General features: G+C 71.0%; 17 protein-coding genes. All 17 read left to right on the top strand.

Annotated elements, in window-relative coordinates:
• Positions 1-69: 69 nt before the first annotated feature.
• The 17 genes from ACFZCF_RS07005 (at position 70) to ACFZCF_RS06925 (ending at position 17,577) form a co-directional block, all read left to right on the top strand.
• Positions 70-1,371 carry a homoserine dehydrogenase gene (locus ACFZCF_RS07005; RefSeq protein ID WP_388436330.1) on the top strand — a complete coding sequence of 434 codons (1,302 nt, stop codon included), beginning with the start codon at positions 70-72 and terminating at the stop codon, positions 1,369-1,371.
• A gap of 6 nt (positions 1,372-1,377) precedes the next feature.
• The gene (thrC, locus tag ACFZCF_RS07000; RefSeq protein WP_388436327.1) at positions 1,378-2,448 is read left to right on the top strand and encodes a threonine synthase; all 1,071 of its coding nucleotides are present in this window, start codon (positions 1,378-1,380) and stop codon (positions 2,446-2,448) included.
• A gap of 280 nt (positions 2,449-2,728) precedes the next feature.
• Positions 2,729-3,646, top strand: a complete 918-nt coding sequence (gene thrB, locus ACFZCF_RS06995; protein ID WP_388436324.1) for a homoserine kinase — start codon at positions 2,729-2,731, stop codon at positions 3,644-3,646.
• Positions 3,647-4,074: 428 nt separating this feature from the next.
• Positions 4,075-6,102 (top strand): transcription termination factor Rho, encoded by a 2,028-nt coding sequence (rho, locus tag ACFZCF_RS06990; RefSeq protein WP_388436321.1) that lies wholly within the window; start codon positions 4,075-4,077, stop codon positions 6,100-6,102.
• Between the two features lie 219 nt (positions 6,103-6,321).
• Entirely contained in the window at positions 6,322-7,419 is a 1,098-nt protein-coding gene (locus tag ACFZCF_RS06985; RefSeq protein ID WP_388436318.1) for an LCP family protein, read from the top strand.
• Positions 7,420-7,554: 135 nt separating this feature from the next.
• The gene (rpmE, locus tag ACFZCF_RS06980; RefSeq protein ID WP_388436314.1) at positions 7,555-7,779 is read left to right on the top strand and encodes a 50S ribosomal protein L31; all 225 of its coding nucleotides are present in this window, start codon (positions 7,555-7,557) and stop codon (positions 7,777-7,779) included.
• Between the two features lie 97 nt (positions 7,780-7,876).
• Entirely contained in the window at positions 7,877-8,953 is a 1,077-nt protein-coding gene (gene prfA, locus ACFZCF_RS06975) for a peptide chain release factor 1 (RefSeq protein WP_388436311.1), read from the top strand.
• Positions 8,954-9,003: 50 nt separating this feature from the next.
• Positions 9,004-9,849 carry a peptide chain release factor N(5)-glutamine methyltransferase gene (prmC, locus tag ACFZCF_RS06970; RefSeq protein WP_359523374.1) on the top strand — a complete coding sequence of 282 codons (846 nt, stop codon included), beginning with the start codon at positions 9,004-9,006 and terminating at the stop codon, positions 9,847-9,849.
• 40 nt (positions 9,850-9,889) lie between these two features.
• The gene (locus ACFZCF_RS06965) at positions 9,890-10,537 is read left to right on the top strand and encodes an L-threonylcarbamoyladenylate synthase (RefSeq protein ID WP_388436307.1); all 648 of its coding nucleotides are present in this window, start codon (positions 9,890-9,892) and stop codon (positions 10,535-10,537) included.
• Entirely contained in the window at positions 10,534-11,178 is a 645-nt protein-coding gene (locus ACFZCF_RS06960; RefSeq protein ID WP_362179956.1) for a protein-tyrosine-phosphatase, read from the top strand. Before ACFZCF_RS06965 ends, ACFZCF_RS06960 begins: the two co-directional genes overlap by 4 nt.
• A gap of 265 nt (positions 11,179-11,443) precedes the next feature.
• Positions 11,444-12,691: a serine hydroxymethyltransferase gene (glyA, locus tag ACFZCF_RS06955; RefSeq protein WP_391285143.1), complete on the top strand. Its 1,248-nt coding sequence runs from the start codon at positions 11,444-11,446 to the stop codon at positions 12,689-12,691.
• Between the two features lie 119 nt (positions 12,692-12,810).
• Positions 12,811-14,121: an MraY family glycosyltransferase gene (locus ACFZCF_RS06950; protein ID WP_388436301.1), complete on the top strand. Its 1,311-nt coding sequence runs from the start codon at positions 12,811-12,813 to the stop codon at positions 14,119-14,121.
• 284 nt (positions 14,122-14,405) lie between these two features.
• A complete protein-coding gene (locus ACFZCF_RS06945; protein WP_383460101.1) occupies positions 14,406-14,819 on the top strand; it encodes a hypothetical protein in 414 nt (137 codons plus the stop codon).
• Between the two features lie 225 nt (positions 14,820-15,044).
• Positions 15,045-15,854 (top strand): F0F1 ATP synthase subunit A, encoded by an 810-nt coding sequence (gene atpB / locus ACFZCF_RS06940; RefSeq protein ID WP_391285140.1) that lies wholly within the window; start codon positions 15,045-15,047, stop codon positions 15,852-15,854.
• Positions 15,855-15,944: 90 nt separating this feature from the next.
• Positions 15,945-16,175 (top strand): ATP synthase F0 subunit C, encoded by a 231-nt coding sequence (gene atpE, locus ACFZCF_RS06935; protein ID WP_006346597.1) that lies wholly within the window; start codon positions 15,945-15,947, stop codon positions 16,173-16,175.
• Between the two features lie 44 nt (positions 16,176-16,219).
• Positions 16,220-16,765 carry a F0F1 ATP synthase subunit B gene (locus ACFZCF_RS06930; RefSeq protein WP_189947032.1) on the top strand — a complete coding sequence of 182 codons (546 nt, stop codon included), beginning with the start codon at positions 16,220-16,222 and terminating at the stop codon, positions 16,763-16,765.
• Positions 16,762-17,577 carry a F0F1 ATP synthase subunit delta gene (locus tag ACFZCF_RS06925; RefSeq protein ID WP_391285138.1) on the top strand — a complete coding sequence of 272 codons (816 nt, stop codon included), beginning with the start codon at positions 16,762-16,764 and terminating at the stop codon, positions 17,575-17,577. Before ACFZCF_RS06930 ends, ACFZCF_RS06925 begins: the two co-directional genes overlap by 4 nt.
• Positions 17,578-17,686: the final 109 nt, after the last annotated feature.

Below are 17,686 nucleotides of genomic sequence, written 5' to 3'. Positions count from 1 at the left end.
GTTCCCACCCCCGGTGTGAACCCGCAAGACCGTAGAGATACGAATCAGAAGTACGAGAGACGAGGTCGGATGATGCGTACGCGTCCGCTGAAGGTGGCGCTGCTGGGCTGTGGAGTTGTCGGCTCCGAGGTGGCGCGCATCATGACGACGCACGCCGACGACCTCGCCGCGCGCATCGGCGCGCCGGTCGAGCTCGCCGGCGTCGCCGTCCGCCGTCCCGACAAGGTCCGCGGCGGCATCGACCCCGCCCTGATCACCACCGACGCGACCGCCCTGGTCAAACGCGGGGACATCGACGTCGTCGTCGAGGTCATCGGCGGGATCGAGCCGGCCCGCACCCTCATCACCACCGCGTTCGAGCACGGCGCCTCCGTGGTCTCCGCCAACAAGGCGCTGCTCGCCCAGGACGGCGCGAACCTCTACGCCGCCGCCGAGCAGCACGGGCAGGACCTCTACTACGAGGCCGCCGTCGCGGGCGCCATCCCGCTGATCCGCCCGCTGCGCGAGTCCCTCGCCGGCGACAAGATCAACCGGGTCATGGGCATCGTCAACGGCACCACGAACTTCATCCTCGACAAGATGGACTCGACCGGCGCCGGCTACCAGGAGGCCTTGGACGAGGCCACCGCGCTCGGTTACGCCGAGGCCGACCCGACCGCCGACGTCGAGGGCTTCGACGCCGCCGCCAAGGCCGCCATCCTCGCCGGCATCGCCTTCCACACGCGCGTGCGCCTCGACGACGTCTACCGCGAGGGCATGACCGAGGTCACCGCCGCCGACTTCGCCTCCGCCAAGGAGATGGGCTGCACCATCAAGCTGCTCGCGATCTGCGAGCGGGCCGCCGACGGCGAGTCCGTCACCGCGCGCGTGCACCCGGCGATGATCCCCCTGAGCCACCCGCTGGCCTCCGTCCGCGAGGCGTACAACGCGGTCTTCGTCGAGGCGGAGGCCGCCGGCCGGCTCATGTTCTACGGCCCCGGGGCGGGCGGCGCGCCGACCGCCTCGGCCGTTCTCGGCGACGTCGTCGCCGTCTGCCGCAACCGTCTCAACGAGGCGACGGGCCCCGGCGAGTCCGCGTACACCCAGCTGCCCGTGAGCCCCATGGGCGACGTGGTGACGCGGTACCACATCAGTCTCGACGTGGCCGACAAGCCGGGCGTCCTCGCCCAGGTCGCGACGGTCTTCGCCGAGCACGGCGTATCGATCGACACCGTGCGCCAGCACGGTCGACAGGACGGCGGCGGCGAGGCTTCGCTCGTCGTCGTCACCCACCGCGCGGCCGACGCCGCCCTCTCCGGGACGGTCGAGGCGCTGCGCAAGCTCGACACCGTGCGCGGTGTCGCCAGCATCATGCGTGTTGAAGGGGAGTAAGGACCCATGACCCACAAGGGCACCCACCAGTGGCGCGGCATCATCGAGGAGTACCGGGACCGCCTGCCGGTCACGGACGCGACGCCCGTCGTCACGCTCCGTGAGGGCGGTACGCCGCTCGTCCCGGCCCAGGTCCTCTCCGAGCGCACGGGCTGCGAGGTGCACCTCAAGGTCGAGGGCGCCAACCCCACCGGTTCCTTCAAGGACCGGGGCATGACCATGGCCATCACCCGGGCGAAGGAGGAGGGCGCCAAGGCCGTCATCTGCGCCTCCACTGGCAACACCTCCGCCTCCGCCGCCGCGTACGCGGTGCGGGCCGGGATGGTCTCCGCGGTCCTGGTGCCCCAGGGCAAGATCGCGCTCGGCAAGATGGGCCAGGCCCTCGTGCACGGCGCGAAGATCCTCCAGGTGGACGGCAACTTCGACGACTGCCTGGACCTGGCCCGCGCGCTCTCCGACAACTACCCGGTCGCGCTGGTCAATTCGGTCAACCCGGTCCGCATCGAGGGCCAGAAGACCGCCGCGTTCGAGATCGTGGACATGCTGGGCGACGCCCCTGACATCCACGTCCTCCCGGTGGGCAACGCGGGCAACATCACCGCGTACTGGAAGGGGTACCGCGAGTACGCCGCGGACGGCCTCGCCACCCACCGCCCGCGCATGTGGGGTTTCCAGGCCTCCGGCTCGGCCCCGCTGGTGCGCGGTGAGGTCGTCAAGGACCCGTCCACCATCGCCACCGCGATCCGCATCGGCAACCCGGCCTCCTGGGACTACGCGATCGCCGCGCGCGACGAGTCGGGCGGCTTCATTGACGAGGTGACGGACCGTGAGATCCTGCGCGCCTACCGTCTGTTGGCCGCGCAGGAGGGCGTCTTCGTGGAGCCCGCCTCGGCCGCGTCGGTCGCCGGTCTGCTGAAGGCCGCCGAGCAGGGCAAGGTCGACCCGGGCCAGCGGATCGTCTGCACGGTGACCGGAAACGGCCTGAAGGACCCCGACTGGGCCGTCGCCGGCGCCCCGCAGCCGGTCACCGTCCCGGTGGACGCCGCGGCCGCCGCGCAGCGGCTCGGCCTGGCCTGAAATCGTTCCAGGTACGGAGATTCCTGATCGGCCGAAACCCGATCAGGAACCTACATAGATGCACAGGTTGGCGCGCGACACGCATCGTGCGCCTCCCGTGCGCCCTATGTCGCCGCAGAACCTTCCTTCGATAGGCTGTACCGAACCCGCCACGACGCATATGCGTGGTGCCGATGCCGTTGTCGCCTCCCCGCGACCGAAACGGCCGAAACGGTACTCCGGGTTCCCCCAGCACTTTCTTGAACACCACGTCGCCGCAGTCAAGGAGAGTCATCGAGCGATGGCCGGTCCCGCGTTCCGCGCCGCCGCCGTACGGGTGCGCGTCCCCGCCACCAGCGCCAACCTCGGCCCGGGCTTCGACGCCTTCGGCCTGTCGCTGGGCCTCTACGACGACGTCGTCGTCCGGGTGGCCGACTCCGGGCTGCACGTCGACATCGCCGGAGAGGGCGCCGAGACGCTCCCGCGCGACGAGAGGCACCTCCTCGTACGCTCCCTGCGCACCGCCTTCGACCTGCTCGGCGGGCAGCCGCGCGGCCTGGAGGTCGTCTGCGCCAACCGCATCCCGCACGGCCGGGGCCTCGGCTCCTCCTCCGCCGCCATCTGCGCCGGCATCGTCGCCGCCCGCGCCGTGACCATAGGCGGGGACGCCAAGCTCGACGAGGCCGCCCTCCTGGAGCTGGCCACCGAGATCGAGGGCCACCCCGACAACGTCGCCGCCTGTCTGCTCGGCGGCTTCACCCTCGCCTGGACCGAATCCGGCGCCGCGCGGGCCATCAGGATGGACCCCTCGGATTCCATCGTTCCGGTGGTTTTCGTCCCCGGGAAGCCGGTCCTGACCGAGACCGCCCGCGGTCTGCTGCCGCGCACCGTCCCGCACGTGGACGCCGCCGCCAACGCCGGGCGCGCCGCCCTCCTCGTCGAGGCACTGACCCGCCGCCCCGAACTGCTGCTCGCCGCCACCGAGGACCGGCTCCACCAGGAGTACCGGGCCCCCGCGATGCCGGAGAGCCTCGCGCTGGTCAACCGACTGCGGGCCGACGGCGTGCCCGCCGTCATCTCCGGCGCGGGCCCCACGGTCCTCGCGCTGGCCGACGAGAAGACCGCCGACAAGGTCGCCCTGCTGGCGGGCGAGGGCTGGGCCGCGAACCGGCTCGACCTCGACGCGCCGGGAGCGAGCGTGCTGCCGCTGGCGCCCTGAGGTGCGGCGGCGGGCGGTGCGGGGACGCCGGGCGCGTCCTGGACACGCGATTGCCGGTGAGTGAGAGGGGGAATGTTTGTTGGAGCCGGTAGTGTTAATCTCAAGTCTGCACCCGACCTCTTTGTGGAGCGGTGCGGAGTGTCCCCTCAGGGACCACACATTCTTCCGGGAGCCTCCCCAACTGCCTGCGCAGCCTGCCTGAGCAGTTTCGAGCACGCTCCGGAACCGGCACGACACCCCTCGCTCATTCCACGCGAGGGCCGAGCAGTGGGGCGCTCGGGCCGGACCCACAGCACGTTATCTCTCCTCTCGCCGCATCCCGGCGGGACCACCGCCCCGGACACGGTCCACCAACCAGGACCGCTGCCGGACAGCACAACCGGTCGCCGAGCCACAGGGCCGACGTCCGCTCCAGGGAAGGACCCTTCGTGAGCGACACCACCGATCTGATGGGCGTGCCTGCCGACAGCACTGTCGACGCCGCCGCGCCCGCCGCAGGTGCTGCCAGCGGCACCACACGGCGCCGCCGCTCCGGCACCGGCCTCGAGGGCATGGTCCTGGCCGAGCTGCAGCAGGTCGCGTCCGGCCTCGGCATCAGGGGCACCGCGCGGATGCGCAAGAGCCAGCTGATCGAGGTCATCAAGGAGGCGCAGGCCGGTTCCGGCTCCGCCGCCCCCGCCAAGACCGAGGCCGCCGCCGAGACCAAGCCGAAGCGCCGCGCCACCTCCAAGGCCCGGACGGGCGAGTCCGCCGAGGCCGCCGAGCCGAAGGCGGAGAAGGCCGAGCAGGCCCCCGCCCAGCAGCAGATCGACATCCCGGGCCAGCCGTCGAAGTCGGCCGGTGCCGACCAGGGCGACGAGCAGCCGGCCGGCGAGCGCCGCCGCCGCCGTGCCACCGCCCCCGCCGGTTCGCCCGAGGGCGCCGAGGGCGCGCAGGCCGTGAAGACCGAGGCCCGCACCGAGGTGCGCGCCGAGGCCAAGGGCGAGCAGGGCGACAGGGCCGAGGCCGCCGTGGACGGCGCCGAGGGCCGCACCCGCCGTGACCGCCGGGACCGCCGCGACCGCCAGCGCGAGCGCGGCAAGGGCGACGACCAGCAGCAGGGCGGCGGCCAGCGCAAGGACCAGCAGCGCCAGGGCCAGGGCCAGGGCGGCCAGGGCCAGCAGCAGGGTCAGGGCCACGGCCAGGGCCCGCAGGGCGGTCCGCAGGACGACGACGACTTCGACGGCGGCCGTCGTGGCCGTCGCGGCCGCTACCGCGACCGCCGCGGCCGTCGCGGGCGCGACGAGTTCGCCGCCGGCGAGCCGCAGGTCTCCGACGACGACGTCCTGATCCCCGTCGCGGGCATCCTGGACATCCTCGACAACTACGCGTTCATCCGGACCTCCGGCTACCTGCCCGGTCCGAACGACGTGTACGTCTCCCTCGCCCAGGTCCGCAAGAGCGGTCTGCGCAAGGGCGACCACCTCACCGGCGCGGTCCGCCAGCCCAAGGAGGGCGAGCGCCGCGAGAAGTTCAACGCGCTGGTCCGCCTGGACTCGACCAACGGCATGGCGCCGGACTCCGGCCGCGGCCGCCCCGAGTTCAACAAGCTGACCCCGCTGTACCCCCAGGACCGGCTCCGTCTGGAGTCCGACCCGGGCGTGCTGACCACCCGGATCATCGACCTCGTGTCGCCGATCGGCAAGGGCCAGCGCGGTCTGATCGTGGCCCCGCCGAAGACCGGCAAGACCATGATCATGCAGGCGATCGCCAACGCGATCACCCACAACAACCCCGAGTGCCACCTGATGGTCGTCCTGGTCGACGAGCGTCCGGAAGAGGTCACCGACATGCAGCGGTCGGTGAAGGGCGAGGTCATCTCCTCGACCTTCGACCGCCCGGCCGAGGACCACACCACCGTCGCCGAGCTGGCCATCGAGCGCGCCAAGCGCCTCGTCGAGCTGGGTCACGACGTGGTCGTCCTGCTGGACTCCATCACCCGCCTGGGCCGCGCGTACAACCTCGCGGCGCCCGCCTCCGGCCGCATCCTGTCCGGTGGTGTCGACTCGACCGCGCTCTACCCGCCGAAGCGCTTCTTCGGTGCCGCGCGCAACATCGAGGACGGCGGCTCGCTGACCATCCTGGCCACCGCGCTGGTCGACACCGGCTCGCGCATGGACGAGGTGATCTTCGAGGAGTTCAAGGGCACCGGCAACATGGAGCTGAAGCTCGACCGGAAGCTCGCCGACAAGCGGATCTTCCCGGCCGTCGACGTCGACGCCTCGGGCACCCGCAAGGAGGAGATCCTCCTCGGCAGCGACGAGCTCGCCATCACCTGGAAGCTCCGCCGCGTGCTGCATGCGCTCGACCAGCAGCAGGCCATCGAGCTGCTCCTGGACAAGCTCAAGCAGACGAAGTCGAACGCCGAGTTCCTGCTGCAGATCCAGAAGACGACGCCGGGCGCCAACAACGACTGACGCCGTCGGTGACGCGGGGAGACCCGCGTCACACCGCGGGTGACGGCCTCGGAGCCGTAACCCCTTCGTGACCTGCGCGAACACTGTGCCCACCGCTCCCCGAGCGGTGGGCACAGTGCGTGCGGGGCGGCTCGCTCATCGAAACCTCACAGAACGCCGTGCAACCCTTTCGGATGCTTCGCCGTCACAAAAGGTGAACCATAGGCCAGAGGGAAGACGATGACCGAGCAGACCAAGAGCGGGCGCGCACGCGGAGGCGCCACCGGACGCCGCCGCAAACCGACCGCCACACGCCGCCGCCGGATCGCCATCACCGCGTCCGGCGCCACCGCCGTGCTCGTCCTGGCCGGCGCCGGACTCGGCTACGCGTACCTCAAGCTCGACGGCAACATCGAGGGCGTCGACATCAACGCCCGGCTCGGCACCGACCGCCCCAAGAACGTCGACGACGGCTCGATGGACATCCTCGTCCTCGGCTCCGACTCCCGCTCCGGCGACAACGGCGCCTACGGCAAGGACGAGGGCGGCGCCCGCTCCGACACCGCGATGGTGCTCCACGTCTACGAGGGCCACAAGAAGGCCAGCGTCGTCTCCATCCCCCGCGACACCCTCATAGAACGCCCCGCCTGCACCGACGAGCGGGGCGACGAGGTCGCGGGCCGGAGCAACGCCATGTTCAACACGGCGTACGAGGTCGGCGGCCCCGCCTGCGCCGTCAAGACCGTCGAGTCCCTGTCCGGCATCCGCATGGACCACTACATCGAGGTCGACTTCACCGGCTTCAAGAAGCTCATCGACACCCTCGGCGGCGTCGAGATCACCACCACGCGGGCCATCAAGGACTCCAAGAGCCACCTCGACCTGGAGCCCGGCACCCACACCCTCGACGGCGAGCAGTCCCTCGGCCTCGTCCGCACCCGCAAGAGCGTCGGCGACGGCAGCGACCTCGGCCGCATCCAGCTCCAGCAGGCCTTCATGAAGGCCTTCATCAAGCAGGTCAAGGACGTCGGCGCCGGTACCAACCCCAAGAAGCTCCTCGACCTCGCCGACGCCGCCACCAAGGCCATCACCCCCGACTCCGAGCTCGACTCCGTCCAGGAACTCATGGGCTTCGCCCAGGGCCTGTCCGGGCTCGGCACCGACGACGTCGACATGATCACGATGCCGGTCGAGTACGCCGCCTGGGACCGCAACCGCGTGGTGCCGCTCGAAGCCCAGGCCGCACAGGTCTGGAAGGCCCTCAGGGCCGACCGCCCCATCCCCGCCTCCGCCACGAGCGACACGGCCTCCGGCAAGGCGGAGGGCGTGATCGGCTAGCCCGGGGAATACCGCCGCACCCACCCCGGTTTGGGGAGATGCGGCCAGTCCTGGCAGACTGGTACGTCGGCCCCGGTTCACGTCCACCGCAACCCGCGGTGACGACCCGGTGCCCTCCCGGAACTAGGAGACACCTTGAAGCGCGAGATCCACCCCGAGTACGTCGAGACCCAGGTCAGCTGCACCTGCGGCGCGTCGTTCACCACCCGCAGCACCCTGACCGACGGCACCATCCGTGCCGAGGTCTGCTCCGAGTGCCACCCGTTCTACACGGGCAAGCAGAAGATCCTCGACACCGGCGGCCGCGTGGCCCGCTTCGAGGCCCGCTTCGGCAAGGCCGCCGGCTCCGCCGCGAAGTAGCGAGCCCCCGCGCCGGTCACCGGACGCCCCCGCGCGGGGCGGCCGGGACCGGCGCTTTGGCGTCCCCGTAGCAACAGACGAAACCAGGAGCCCGAAGATGTTCGAGGCGGTCGAGGAACTGGTCGGCGAGCACGCCGACCTCGAGAAGAAGCTCGCCGACCCGTCGGTCCACGCCGACCAGGCCAACGCGCGCAAGCTGAACAAGCGCTACGCCGAGCTGACCCCGATCGTCGGCACGTACCGCTCCTGGAAGCAGACCGGGGACGACATCGAGACCGCGCGCGAGTTCGCGCACGACGACCCCGACTTCGCCGCCGAGGTCAAGGAGCTGGAGAAGCAGCGCGAGGAGCTCACCGAGAAGCTCCGCCTCCTGCTCGTCCCCCGCGACCCCAGCGACGACAAGGACGTCATCCTGGAGATCAAGGCCGGCGCCGGCGGCGACGAGTCCGCCCTCTTCGCCGGTGACCTGCTCCGGATGTACCTCCGCTACGCCGAGCGCGTCGGCTGGAAGACCGAGATCATCGACGCCACCGAGTCCGAGCTCGGCGGCTACAAGGACGTCCAGGTCGCCGTGAAGACCAAGGGCGGCAACGGCGCCACCGAGCCCGGCCAGGGCGTCTGGGCCCGCCTCAAGTACGAGGGCGGCGTCCACCGCGTGCAGCGCGTGCCCGCCACCGAGTCGCAGGGCCGCATCCACACCTCCGCCGCCGGCGTGCTCGTCACGCCCGAGGCCGAGGAGGTGGACGTCGAGATCCACGCCAACGACCTGCGCATCGACGTCTACCGCTCCTCCGGCCCCGGCGGCCAGTCGGTCAACACCACCGACTCCGCGGTCCGCATCACCCACCTGCCGACCGGCATCGTCGCCTCCTGCCAGAACGAGAAGAGCCAGCTCCAGAACAAGGAGCAGGCCATGCGCATCCTGCGCTCCCGCCTCCTCGCCGCCGCCCAGGAGAAGGCCGAGGCCGAGGCCGCCGACGCCCGCCGCAGCCAGGTCCGCACCGTCGACCGCTCCGAGAAGATCCGCACGTACAACTACCCGGAGAACCGCATCTCCGACCACCGCGTCGGCTTCAAGGCGTACAACCTGGACCAGGTCCTCGACGGCGAGCTCGACGCCGTCATCCAGGCCTGCGTCGACGCCGACTCCGCGGCCAAGCTCGCCGCGACCTGACCGGCCCGAGGCACCTCTCCCCGCCCCACCCCGCACCACGGAGGACCAGCGTGAACCTGCTGCTTGCCGAGGTGGCCCAGGCCACCCAGCGGCTGGCCGACGCCGGCGTTCCCTCACCGCGTTTCGACGCCGAGGAGCTCGCCGCGTTCGTGCACGGCGTCAAGCGGGGGGAGCTGCACAACGTCAAGGACGCGGACTTCGACGCCCGCTACTGGGAGGCCATCGCCCGCCGCGAGGCGCGCGAGCCGCTCCAGCACATCACCGGCCGGGCGTTCTTCCGCTACCTGGAGCTCCAGGTCGGCCCCGGGGTCTTCGTGCCCCGCCCGGAGACCGAGTCCGTGGTCGGCTGGGCCATAGACGCCGTCCGCGCGATGGACGTCGTCGAGCCGCTCATCGTCGACCTCTGCACCGGCTCCGGCGCCATCGCCCTCGCCATGGCGCAGGAGGTGCCGCGCTCGCGCGTCCACGCCGTCGAGCTCTCCGACGACGCGCTCGTCTGGACCCGCAAGAACGCCGCCGGCTCCCGCGTCACCGTCCACCAGGGCGACGCGCTCACCGCCCTCCCGGAGCTCAACGGCCAGGTCGACCTGGTGATCTCCAACCCGCCGTACATCCCCCTCACCGAGTGGGAGTACGTCGCCCCCGAGGCCCGCGACCACGACCCCGAGATGGCGCTCTTCTCCGGCGAGGACGGCCTCGACACCATCCGTGGCATCGAGCGCACCGCGCACCGGCTGCTCCGCCCCGGCGGCCTCGTCGTCATCGAGCACGCCGACACCCAGGGCGGCCAGGTGCCGTGGATCTTCAACGAGGAGGCCGGCTGGGCGGACGCCGCCGACCACCCCGACCTGAACAACCGGCCGCGCTTCGCGACCGCCCGCAAGGCGATGCCGTGAGCCGGCACCGCACCACCACGACTGAGGAGGAGCGCGACTGATGGCACGCCGATACGACTGCAACGAGGCGACCGACCGCGCGACCGGCCTGCGCGAAGCCGCGTCGGCGGTCCGCCGCGGCGAACTCGTCGTGCTCCCCACCGACACGGTGTACGGCATCGGCGCGGACGCCTTCGGCAGCGAGGCCGTCGCCGAGCTGCTGGCCGCCAAGGGCCGGGGCCGCGGCATGCCCACCCCCGTCCTCATCGGCTCCCCGAACACCCTGCACGGCCTCGTCACCGACTTCTCCGAGCAGGCGTGGGAGCTCGTCGACGCCTTCTGGCCCGGCGCGCTCACCCTGGTCGCCCGCCACCAGCCGTCCCTCCAGTGGGACCTCGGCGACACCCGCGGCACCGTCGCCATCCGCATGCCGCTGCACCCGGTCGCCATCGAGCTGCTCACCGAGGTCGGCCCGATGGCCGTCACCTCCGCCAACCTCTCCGGGCACCCGGCGCCCGAGGACTGCGACGCCGCCCAGCAGATGCTCGGCGACTCCGTCTCCGTCTACCTCGACGGCGGTCCGACGCCCGGCAACGTCCCCTCCTCCATCGTCGACGTCACGGGCAAGGTCCCGGTGCTCCTGCGCGAGGGCGCGCTGTCGGCGGAGGAGCTCCGCAAGGTCGTACCCGACCTCGAGGTGGCCAGTTGACCGCCCCTGAGGGGCGTGGCATAGCGGGGTACGAGCACGACACCACCTTCCGCATCCTCCACGTCAGCACCGGCAACGTCTGCCGCTCGCCCATCACCGAGCGGCTGACCCGCCACGCCCTGCTCCAGCGGCTCGGCGACGGGCTCGGCCGGGGCCTCATCGTGGAGAGCGCCGGCACCTGGGGCCACGAGGGCGCCCCCATGGAGACCAACGCGGAGCTGGTCCTCGCCGACTTCGGCGCCGACCACAGCGGCTTCGTCGGGCGCGAACTCCTCGACGAGCACGTCATCCGCGCCGACCTCGTCCTCACCGCGACCCGCGACCACCGCGCGCAGGTCATCTCGATGGGCCACTCGGCCGGACTGCGCACCTTCACCCTGAAGGAGTTCACCCGCCTGGTCCGCGCCATCGACCCCGCCACCCTGCCGGACCCGCGCGACGGGGTGGTCGAACGCGCCCGCGCCCTGGTCCGCGCGGCCGCCGCTCTACGCGGGTGGCTCCTGGCCCCCTCCGCCGAAGCGGACGAGGTCAACGACCCCTACGGCGCCCCCATCACCGTCTTCCGCTCCATCGGCGACGAGATCCAGGAGGCCCTGGACCCGGTCGTCACGGCCCTGACGGGCGTCCCGACGCGGCGCTGAGGCGACACCGTCGGCGGTCGGAGGCCGCCGCAGCGGCCCGAAGTGACATGTGCGGCTCCGCCGCGTGGCCGTAAGGCCCCCAGGGCCGAGCGGCGCGAGGGGTGCGTCGGGGAGGGGCTCCAGGAGGCCCTGGACCCGGTCGTCACGGCCCTGACGGGCGTGCCTACACGGCGCTGAGGGGGGTGAGGGCCCGGCGGCGCTCCGGGGGCGGGGGCGGGGGTGCGCGCCTACATTGGTGCTACGTCCCCCAGGCCCGGAGTGAGCCATGTCGGTCAGCGCGCCCCCAGAAGAGGTCCTCGACGTCCTGCGGCGGCAGGATCCGCAGATCGCCGACGTGCTGGCGGGGGAGGCGCGACGACAGGCCGAGACGCTCCAGCTGATCGCGGCGGAGAACTTCACCTCGCCCGCGGTGCTCGCGACGCTGGGTTCGGCGCTCGCGAACAAGTACGCAGAGGGGTATCCCGGCGCCCGGTACCACGGCGGCTGCGCGTACGCCGACGCGGCCGAGCGGATCGCCGTGGAACGGGCCACCGCGCTCTTCGGAGCCGACCACGCCAACGTCCAGCCGCACTCGGGCTCCGCGGCCGTCCTGGCGGCGTACGCGGCCCTTCTCAGGCCCGGTGACACGGTCCTCGCCATGGGCCTGGACCACGGCGGGCACCTCACGCACGGTTCGCCCGCGAACTTCTCCGGCCGCTGGTTCGACTTCGTCCCGTACGGCGTCGACGCCGAGACCGGGCTCATCGACTACGAGCAGCTCGCCGCCCTGGCCCGCCACCACCGGCCCACGGCGATCGTCTGCGGCTCGATCTCCTACCCCCGCCACCCCGACTACGCGCTCTTCCGGGCCGTCGCCGACGAGGTCGGGGCCTACCTCATCGCCGACGCCGCCCACCCCATCGGCCTCGTCGCCGGCGGGGCGGCGCCGAACCCGGTCCCGTACGCCGACGTCGTCTGCGCCACCACCCACAAGGTACTGCGCGGTCCGCGCGGCGGGATGGTGCTGTGCACGGCCGAGCTGGCCGCGCGGATCGACCGGGCGGTCTTCCCGTTCACTCAGGGCGGCGCCCAGATGCACACCATCGCGGCGAAGGCGGTCGCCCTGGGGGAGGCGTCGACCCCGGCCTTCACCGCGTACGCCCATCGGGTGGTCGAGCACGCGCGCGTGCTCGCGGCGGCGCTGGCCGCCGAGGGCTTCGCGGTGACCACCGGCGGCACCGACACCCACCTCATCACCGCCGACCCCGCCCCGCTCGGTGTCGACGGGCGCACCGCCCGCGCCCGGCTCGCCGCCGCCGGCATGGTCCTGGACACCTGCGCCCTGCCCCACGGGGACGGGCGCGGCATCCGGCTCGGCACCGCCGCGGTCACCACGCAGGGGATGGGCGCCCCGGAGATGGCCAGGATCGCCGCGCTCTTCACCTCGGCATTGCGCGACGAACCGGAGGAAACGGCTCGGGTACGTGCCGAAGTACGGGAGCTGACCAGCGGATTTCCCCCGTATGGACGGTGAACGGAAGAAGACCGGGGGCGGTCCGCAACCGTTCCGGGGCCCGGGGTGTCTCCAAGCACATGGACGGCACGGCTAGGGTGTGGGGCTGAGATGGCCAGCGATTCCTGTGGGGACAGCCCGTGCGTGATTACCTGCTGACGCTCTGTGTCACGGCCGCGGTGACCTATCTGCTGACCGGTCCGGTGCGGAAGTTCGCCATCGCGACCGGCGCGATGCCGGAGATCCGCGCGCGCGACGTGCACCGAGAACCGACTCCGAGGCTCGGTGGCATCGCCATGTTCTTCGGGCTGTGCGCCGGACTGCTCGTCGCCGACCACCTGCAGAACCTCAACAGCGTCTTCGACCAGTCGAACGAGCCCCGCGCGCTGCTCTCCGGCGCCGCCCTGATCTGGCTGATCGGCGTCCTGGACGACAAGTTCGAGCTGGACGCGCTGATCAAGCTCGGCGCCCAGATGATCTCGGCCGGCGTGATGGTGGCGCAGGGCCTGACGATCCTGTGGCTGCCCATCCCGGGCGTCGGCACGGTCGCGCTCACCCAGTGGCAGGGCACCCTCCTGACGGTCGCCCTGGTCGTCCTCACCATCAACGCGGTCAACTTCGTCGACGGCCTCGACGGCCTCGCCGCCGGCATGGTCTGCATCGCCACCGGCGCCTTCTTCCTGTACGCGTACCGCCTCTGGTACGGCTACACGATCGAGGCGGCCGCCCCCGCGACGCTCTTCGCCGCCATCCTCATGGGCATGTGCCTGGGCTTCCTGCCGCACAACATGCACCCGGCGCGGATCTTCATGGGCGACTCGGGCTCGATGCTGATCGGCCTGATCCTCGCCGCCTCCGCCATCTCGATCACCGGCCAGGTGGACCCGGACACCCTGAAGATCTTCGAGGGCTCGACCCGGCAGGCGACCCACGCGGCGCTGCCCGTCTTCATCCCGCTGATCCTGCCGCTGACCATCATCGCGATCCCGATGACCGACCTGGTCCTGGCGATCGTGCGGCGGACCTGGAAGGGCCAGTCGCCCTTCGCCGCCGACCGCGGCCACCTGCACCACCGGCTCCTGGAGATCGGCCACTCGCACAGCCGGGCCGTGCTGATCATGTACTTCTGGTCGGCGCTGATCGCCTTCGGCACGCTCGCGTACTCGGTCCACTCGGCGTCGATGTGGATCGTCCTCGCCATCACCGTGCTGAGCGCCCTCGGTCTGGTGCTGCTCCTGATGCCGCGCTTCTCGCCGCGGGCGCCCCGCTGGGCGGAGGCCGTGGTCCCGCCGCGGTACCGGCGCCGGAGCCGGGTCGTCGAGCCGGAGCCGGAGCAGGGGGCGACGGCGGAGGAGGAGCGGGTCCCGGTCCCGGCGGGGTTGCACGGCTCGACGGCCATCGGTCACCGTTCGCGCTTCACCGACCGGAGGAAGGCCGGAACGCCGAGTTGACGCCGCGTCAGCGGCGGTCGGCGAAAGCCTCAACGGGGGCCAATACCAGACAAGGTGCCCGGTTGTCGCGCACAATCGCGCGTTGTAACCCTCATGTGTGACAGTTGGCACACCCCCTGAGTAAAGACCTATTCAAATAGTTTGTGATACGGTTCACGAGACCCGGCGACAGTGCCGAAAGACCGTAGTGCGACGGTCTGTTGGCCCCGAGACCCACCTCGGACCGGGCTTACGCTCGTCCCAGACGACACCATCGCCCCCTCCATCACAGCGGAGACACCGCCATGCCTTCCAGCGACGCACGCCTCCTTCTCTCGGCCGTCGTACCCACTGCCGCCGTCGGCGCCATCGCCACGGTGATCAGCGGCATCGTCGCCGGCGGGAAGGGCGCGATCGGCGCCGCCCTCGGCACCCTGGTCGTCCTCCTCTTCATGGGCATCGGGATGCTGGTGCTGCAGCGGACGGCAAAGAAGCTTCCGCAGCTGTTCCAGGCCATGGGGCTCTTGCTCTACACGACCCAGCTGCTGGTTCTCTTCGTCTTCCTGGCCTTGCTGAAGGGCACCACGGTGTTCGACTTCAAGGCCTTCGCCTTCACGCTGCTCGCGGCGACCGTGGTGTGGGTCGCGGCCCAGGCCCGTGCCTACATGAAGGCCAAGATCGCGTACGTCGAGCCCGAGAAAACGGGTTCGAAGTCGTGAAGGGTAGGGCCGGGATAAAGGCGCGTTCGGCTTCCTGCTATCGTCCGGTGCCAACTGCGGCATTGCGGGCGCGGGCATCCGAAGCGGCGCCTGTCCCAGCGCGAGGCTCGAAGCCGACCCGCCGCCCCCCTATCCGTAAGACCAGTCCAGTGCCGACCCGCGGCTGCGTGCCGCGCCGACACAACGAGGTTGCCGTACCTATGCGCCACGCTGAAGGAGCCCGCGGTGAGTGCTGACCAGACGCTTGCCTTCGACCCGGATTGCCACATCTTCACCGGATGCGGCTTCCCGGCTCCGGGCCTGCACACGTTCATCTACGAGCCGATCGCGACGTGGGGCGGCTTCGAGCTGACCAAGCCCATGCTGCTCGCGGTCCTGAGCTCCCTCGTGGTGGTCGGTTTCTTCTGGGCGGCCTTCCGCAAGCCGAAGCTGGTCCCCGGCAAGATGCAGATGGTCGGCGAGGCCGGTTACGACTTCGTGCGCCGCGGCATCGTCTACGAGATCATCGGCAAGAAGGACGGCGAGAAGTACGTCCCCTTCATGGTCTCCATGTTCTTCCTCGTCTGGATGATGAACCTCTGGTCCATCATCCCGCTGGCCCAGTTCCCGGTCACCTCGCTGATCGCCTTCCCGGCGGCCCTCGCGCTGATCGTCTACGTGCTCTGGGTGACGCTGACCTTCAAGAAGCACGGCTTCGTCGGCGGCTGGAAGAACATCGTCGGCTGGGACAAGTCCCTCGGCCCGATCCTGCCGCTGGTCGTCGTCCTCGAGTTCTTCTCGAACCTGATCATCCGGCCCTTCACGCACGCGGTCCGACTGTTCGCGAACATGTTCGCCGGTCACCTGCTGATCGTGATGTTCTCGCTGGCCTCCTGGTACCTGCTCAACGGCATCGGCATCGTCTACGCGGGCACGTCCTTCGTGATGGTCCTCGTGATGACCGCCTTCGAGCTCTTCATCCAGGCCGTCCAGGCGTACGTCTTCGTGCTCCTGGCCTGCAGCTACGTCCAGGGCGCGCTCTCCGAGCACCACTGAGCCCCCTGCCACGGACCAGCTCCACCACCCACCCCGCAGTCTCCGGTGGCCAACCCCCACCGGGTCCTTGAAAGAGAAGGAAGAACCGGCATGTCCGCTCTCCAGACCCTTGCTGCTGTCGAAGGCAACGTCGCCGCCATCGGTTACGGCCTCGCCGCGATCGGCCCCGGCGTCGGCGTCGGCATCATCTTCGGTAACGGCACCCAGGCCCTCGCGCGCCAGCCCGAGGCGGCCGGCCTGATCCGTACCAACCAGATCATGGGTTTCGCCTTCTGTGAGGCGCTCGCCCTCATCGGCATCGTCATGGGCTTCGTCTACTAAGCCTGCTTCTCGACGACAGCCACATTTTCACGGAAGGCACTGATGTGAACGCTCTGCTTCTTGCGGCCGAGGGGGAGCCCCAGCCCCCCCTCCTCCCGCATCTTGACGAGCTCGTCATCGGCCTGATCGCCTTCGTCATCGTCTTCGGCTTCCTCGCCAAGAAGCTCCTCCCGAACATCAACAAGGTTCTGGTGGAGCGCCGCGAGGCCATCGAGGGTGGCATCGAGAAGGCCGAGTCGGCCCAGATCGAGGCTCAGAGTGTGCTGGAGCAGTACAAGGCACAGCTTGCCGAGGCCCGCCACGAGGCCGCGCGTCTCCGCCAGGAGGCGACGGAGCAGGGCACCGCGATCATCCAGGAGATGAAGGCGGAGGGCCAGCGCCAGCGCGAGGAGATCATCGCCGCCGGACACACGCAGATCGAGGCCGACCGCAAGGCCGCCGCCTCCTCCCTGCGTCAGGACGTCGGCAAGCTCGCCACGGACCTGGCCGGCAAGCTGGTCGGCGAGTCCCTCCAGGACGTCGCCCGCCAGAGCCGCACGATCGACCGCTTCCTCGACGAGCTCGAGGAGAAGGCTGAGGCCGTCCGATGAACGGAGCGAGCCGTGAGGCACTGGCCGCCGCCCGCGAGGCACTCGACGCGCTGACCGACAACACCTCGGTCGACGCGGCGAAGCTCGCGGACGAGCTGGCCGCAGTCACCGCCCTGTTCGACCGCGAGGTGTCGCTGCGCCGGGTCCTGACCGACCCCGCCCAGTCGGGCGAGGCCAAGGCCGCGCTCGCGCAGCGACTCCTGACCGGTCAGGTGGGCGGCGAGACCGTCGACCTGGTGTCCGGCATGGTCCGGTCCCGCTGGTCGCGCTCCCGCGACCTCGTCGACGCGGCCGAGGAGCTGGCGAACACCGCCGACCTCACCGCGGCCCAGAAGACGGGCGCCCTCGACGACGTCGAGGACGAGCTGTTCCGCTTCGGCCGGATCGTGACCTCCAGCACCGAGCTCCGCTCGGCGCTGACGGACAAGACCGCGAAGCCCGCCGCCAAGGGCGAGCTGCTGCGCACGCTGCTCGGCGGCAAGGCCAACGCCACCACCGAGCGCCTGGTCGTCCGTCTGGTGACCCAGCCCCGGGGACGTAGCCTGGAGGGGGGACTCGAGTCCCTGTCCAAGCTCGCCGCGGCGCGCCGGGACCGGATGGTCGCCGTCGTCACCTCGGCGGTGCCGCTGTCCGACCAGCAGAAGCAGCGCCTCGGCGCCGTACTGGCGAAGCTGTACGGCCGCGCGATGCACCTGAACCTGGACGTGGACCCCGCGGTCCTCGGCGGGATCTCGGTGCGGGTCGGCGACGAGGTCATCGACGGCACGGTCTCCGAGCGCCTCGGCGAGGCGAAGCGGCGGCTGGCCGGCTGACGGCTCACGCCGCCGGCAACACAACACGCATCACAGCGGCCCGGTTGGGCCGTGCAGAGATTGCAGAAGATTCCTGGGGGTCGGCCCCCAGACCCCTTAAGAACTTCGG

This window comes from Streptomyces sp. NPDC007945 (genome assembly GCF_042958885.1).
Taxonomy (GTDB): Bacteria; Actinomycetota; Actinomycetes; order Streptomycetales; family Streptomycetaceae; genus Streptomyces.
The sequence above is the reverse complement of the archived record's forward strand: the minus strand, read 5'-3'. Positions and strand labels throughout refer to the sequence as shown.

Excerpts from the sequence above, each read along its gene's own strand:
- ACFZCF_RS07005 (WP_388436330.1), top strand. The coding sequence starts at position 70 with ATGATGCGTACGCGTCCGCTGAAGGTGGCGCTGCTGGGCTGTGGAGTT.
- thrC (WP_388436327.1), top strand. The coding sequence starts at position 1,378 with ATGACCCACAAGGGCACCCACCAGTGGCGCGGCATCATCGAGGAGTAC.
- thrB (WP_388436324.1), top strand. The coding sequence starts at position 2,729 with ATGGCCGGTCCCGCGTTCCGCGCCGCCGCCGTACGGGTGCGCGTCCCC.
- ACFZCF_RS06985 (WP_388436318.1), top strand. The coding sequence starts at position 6,322 with ATGACCGAGCAGACCAAGAGCGGGCGCGCACGCGGAGGCGCCACCGGA.
- prfA (WP_388436311.1), top strand. The coding sequence starts at position 7,877 with ATGTTCGAGGCGGTCGAGGAACTGGTCGGCGAGCACGCCGACCTCGAG.
- ACFZCF_RS06965 (WP_388436307.1), top strand. The coding sequence starts at position 9,890 with ATGGCACGCCGATACGACTGCAACGAGGCGACCGACCGCGCGACCGGC.
- glyA (WP_391285143.1), top strand. The coding sequence starts at position 11,444 with ATGTCGGTCAGCGCGCCCCCAGAAGAGGTCCTCGACGTCCTGCGGCGG.
- ACFZCF_RS06945 (WP_383460101.1), top strand. The coding sequence starts at position 14,406 with ATGCCTTCCAGCGACGCACGCCTCCTTCTCTCGGCCGTCGTACCCACT.
- atpE (WP_006346597.1), top strand. The coding sequence starts at position 15,945 with ATGTCCGCTCTCCAGACCCTTGCTGCTGTCGAAGGCAACGTCGCCGCC.
- ACFZCF_RS06925 (WP_391285138.1), top strand. The coding sequence starts at position 16,762 with ATGAACGGAGCGAGCCGTGAGGCACTGGCCGCCGCCCGCGAGGCACTC.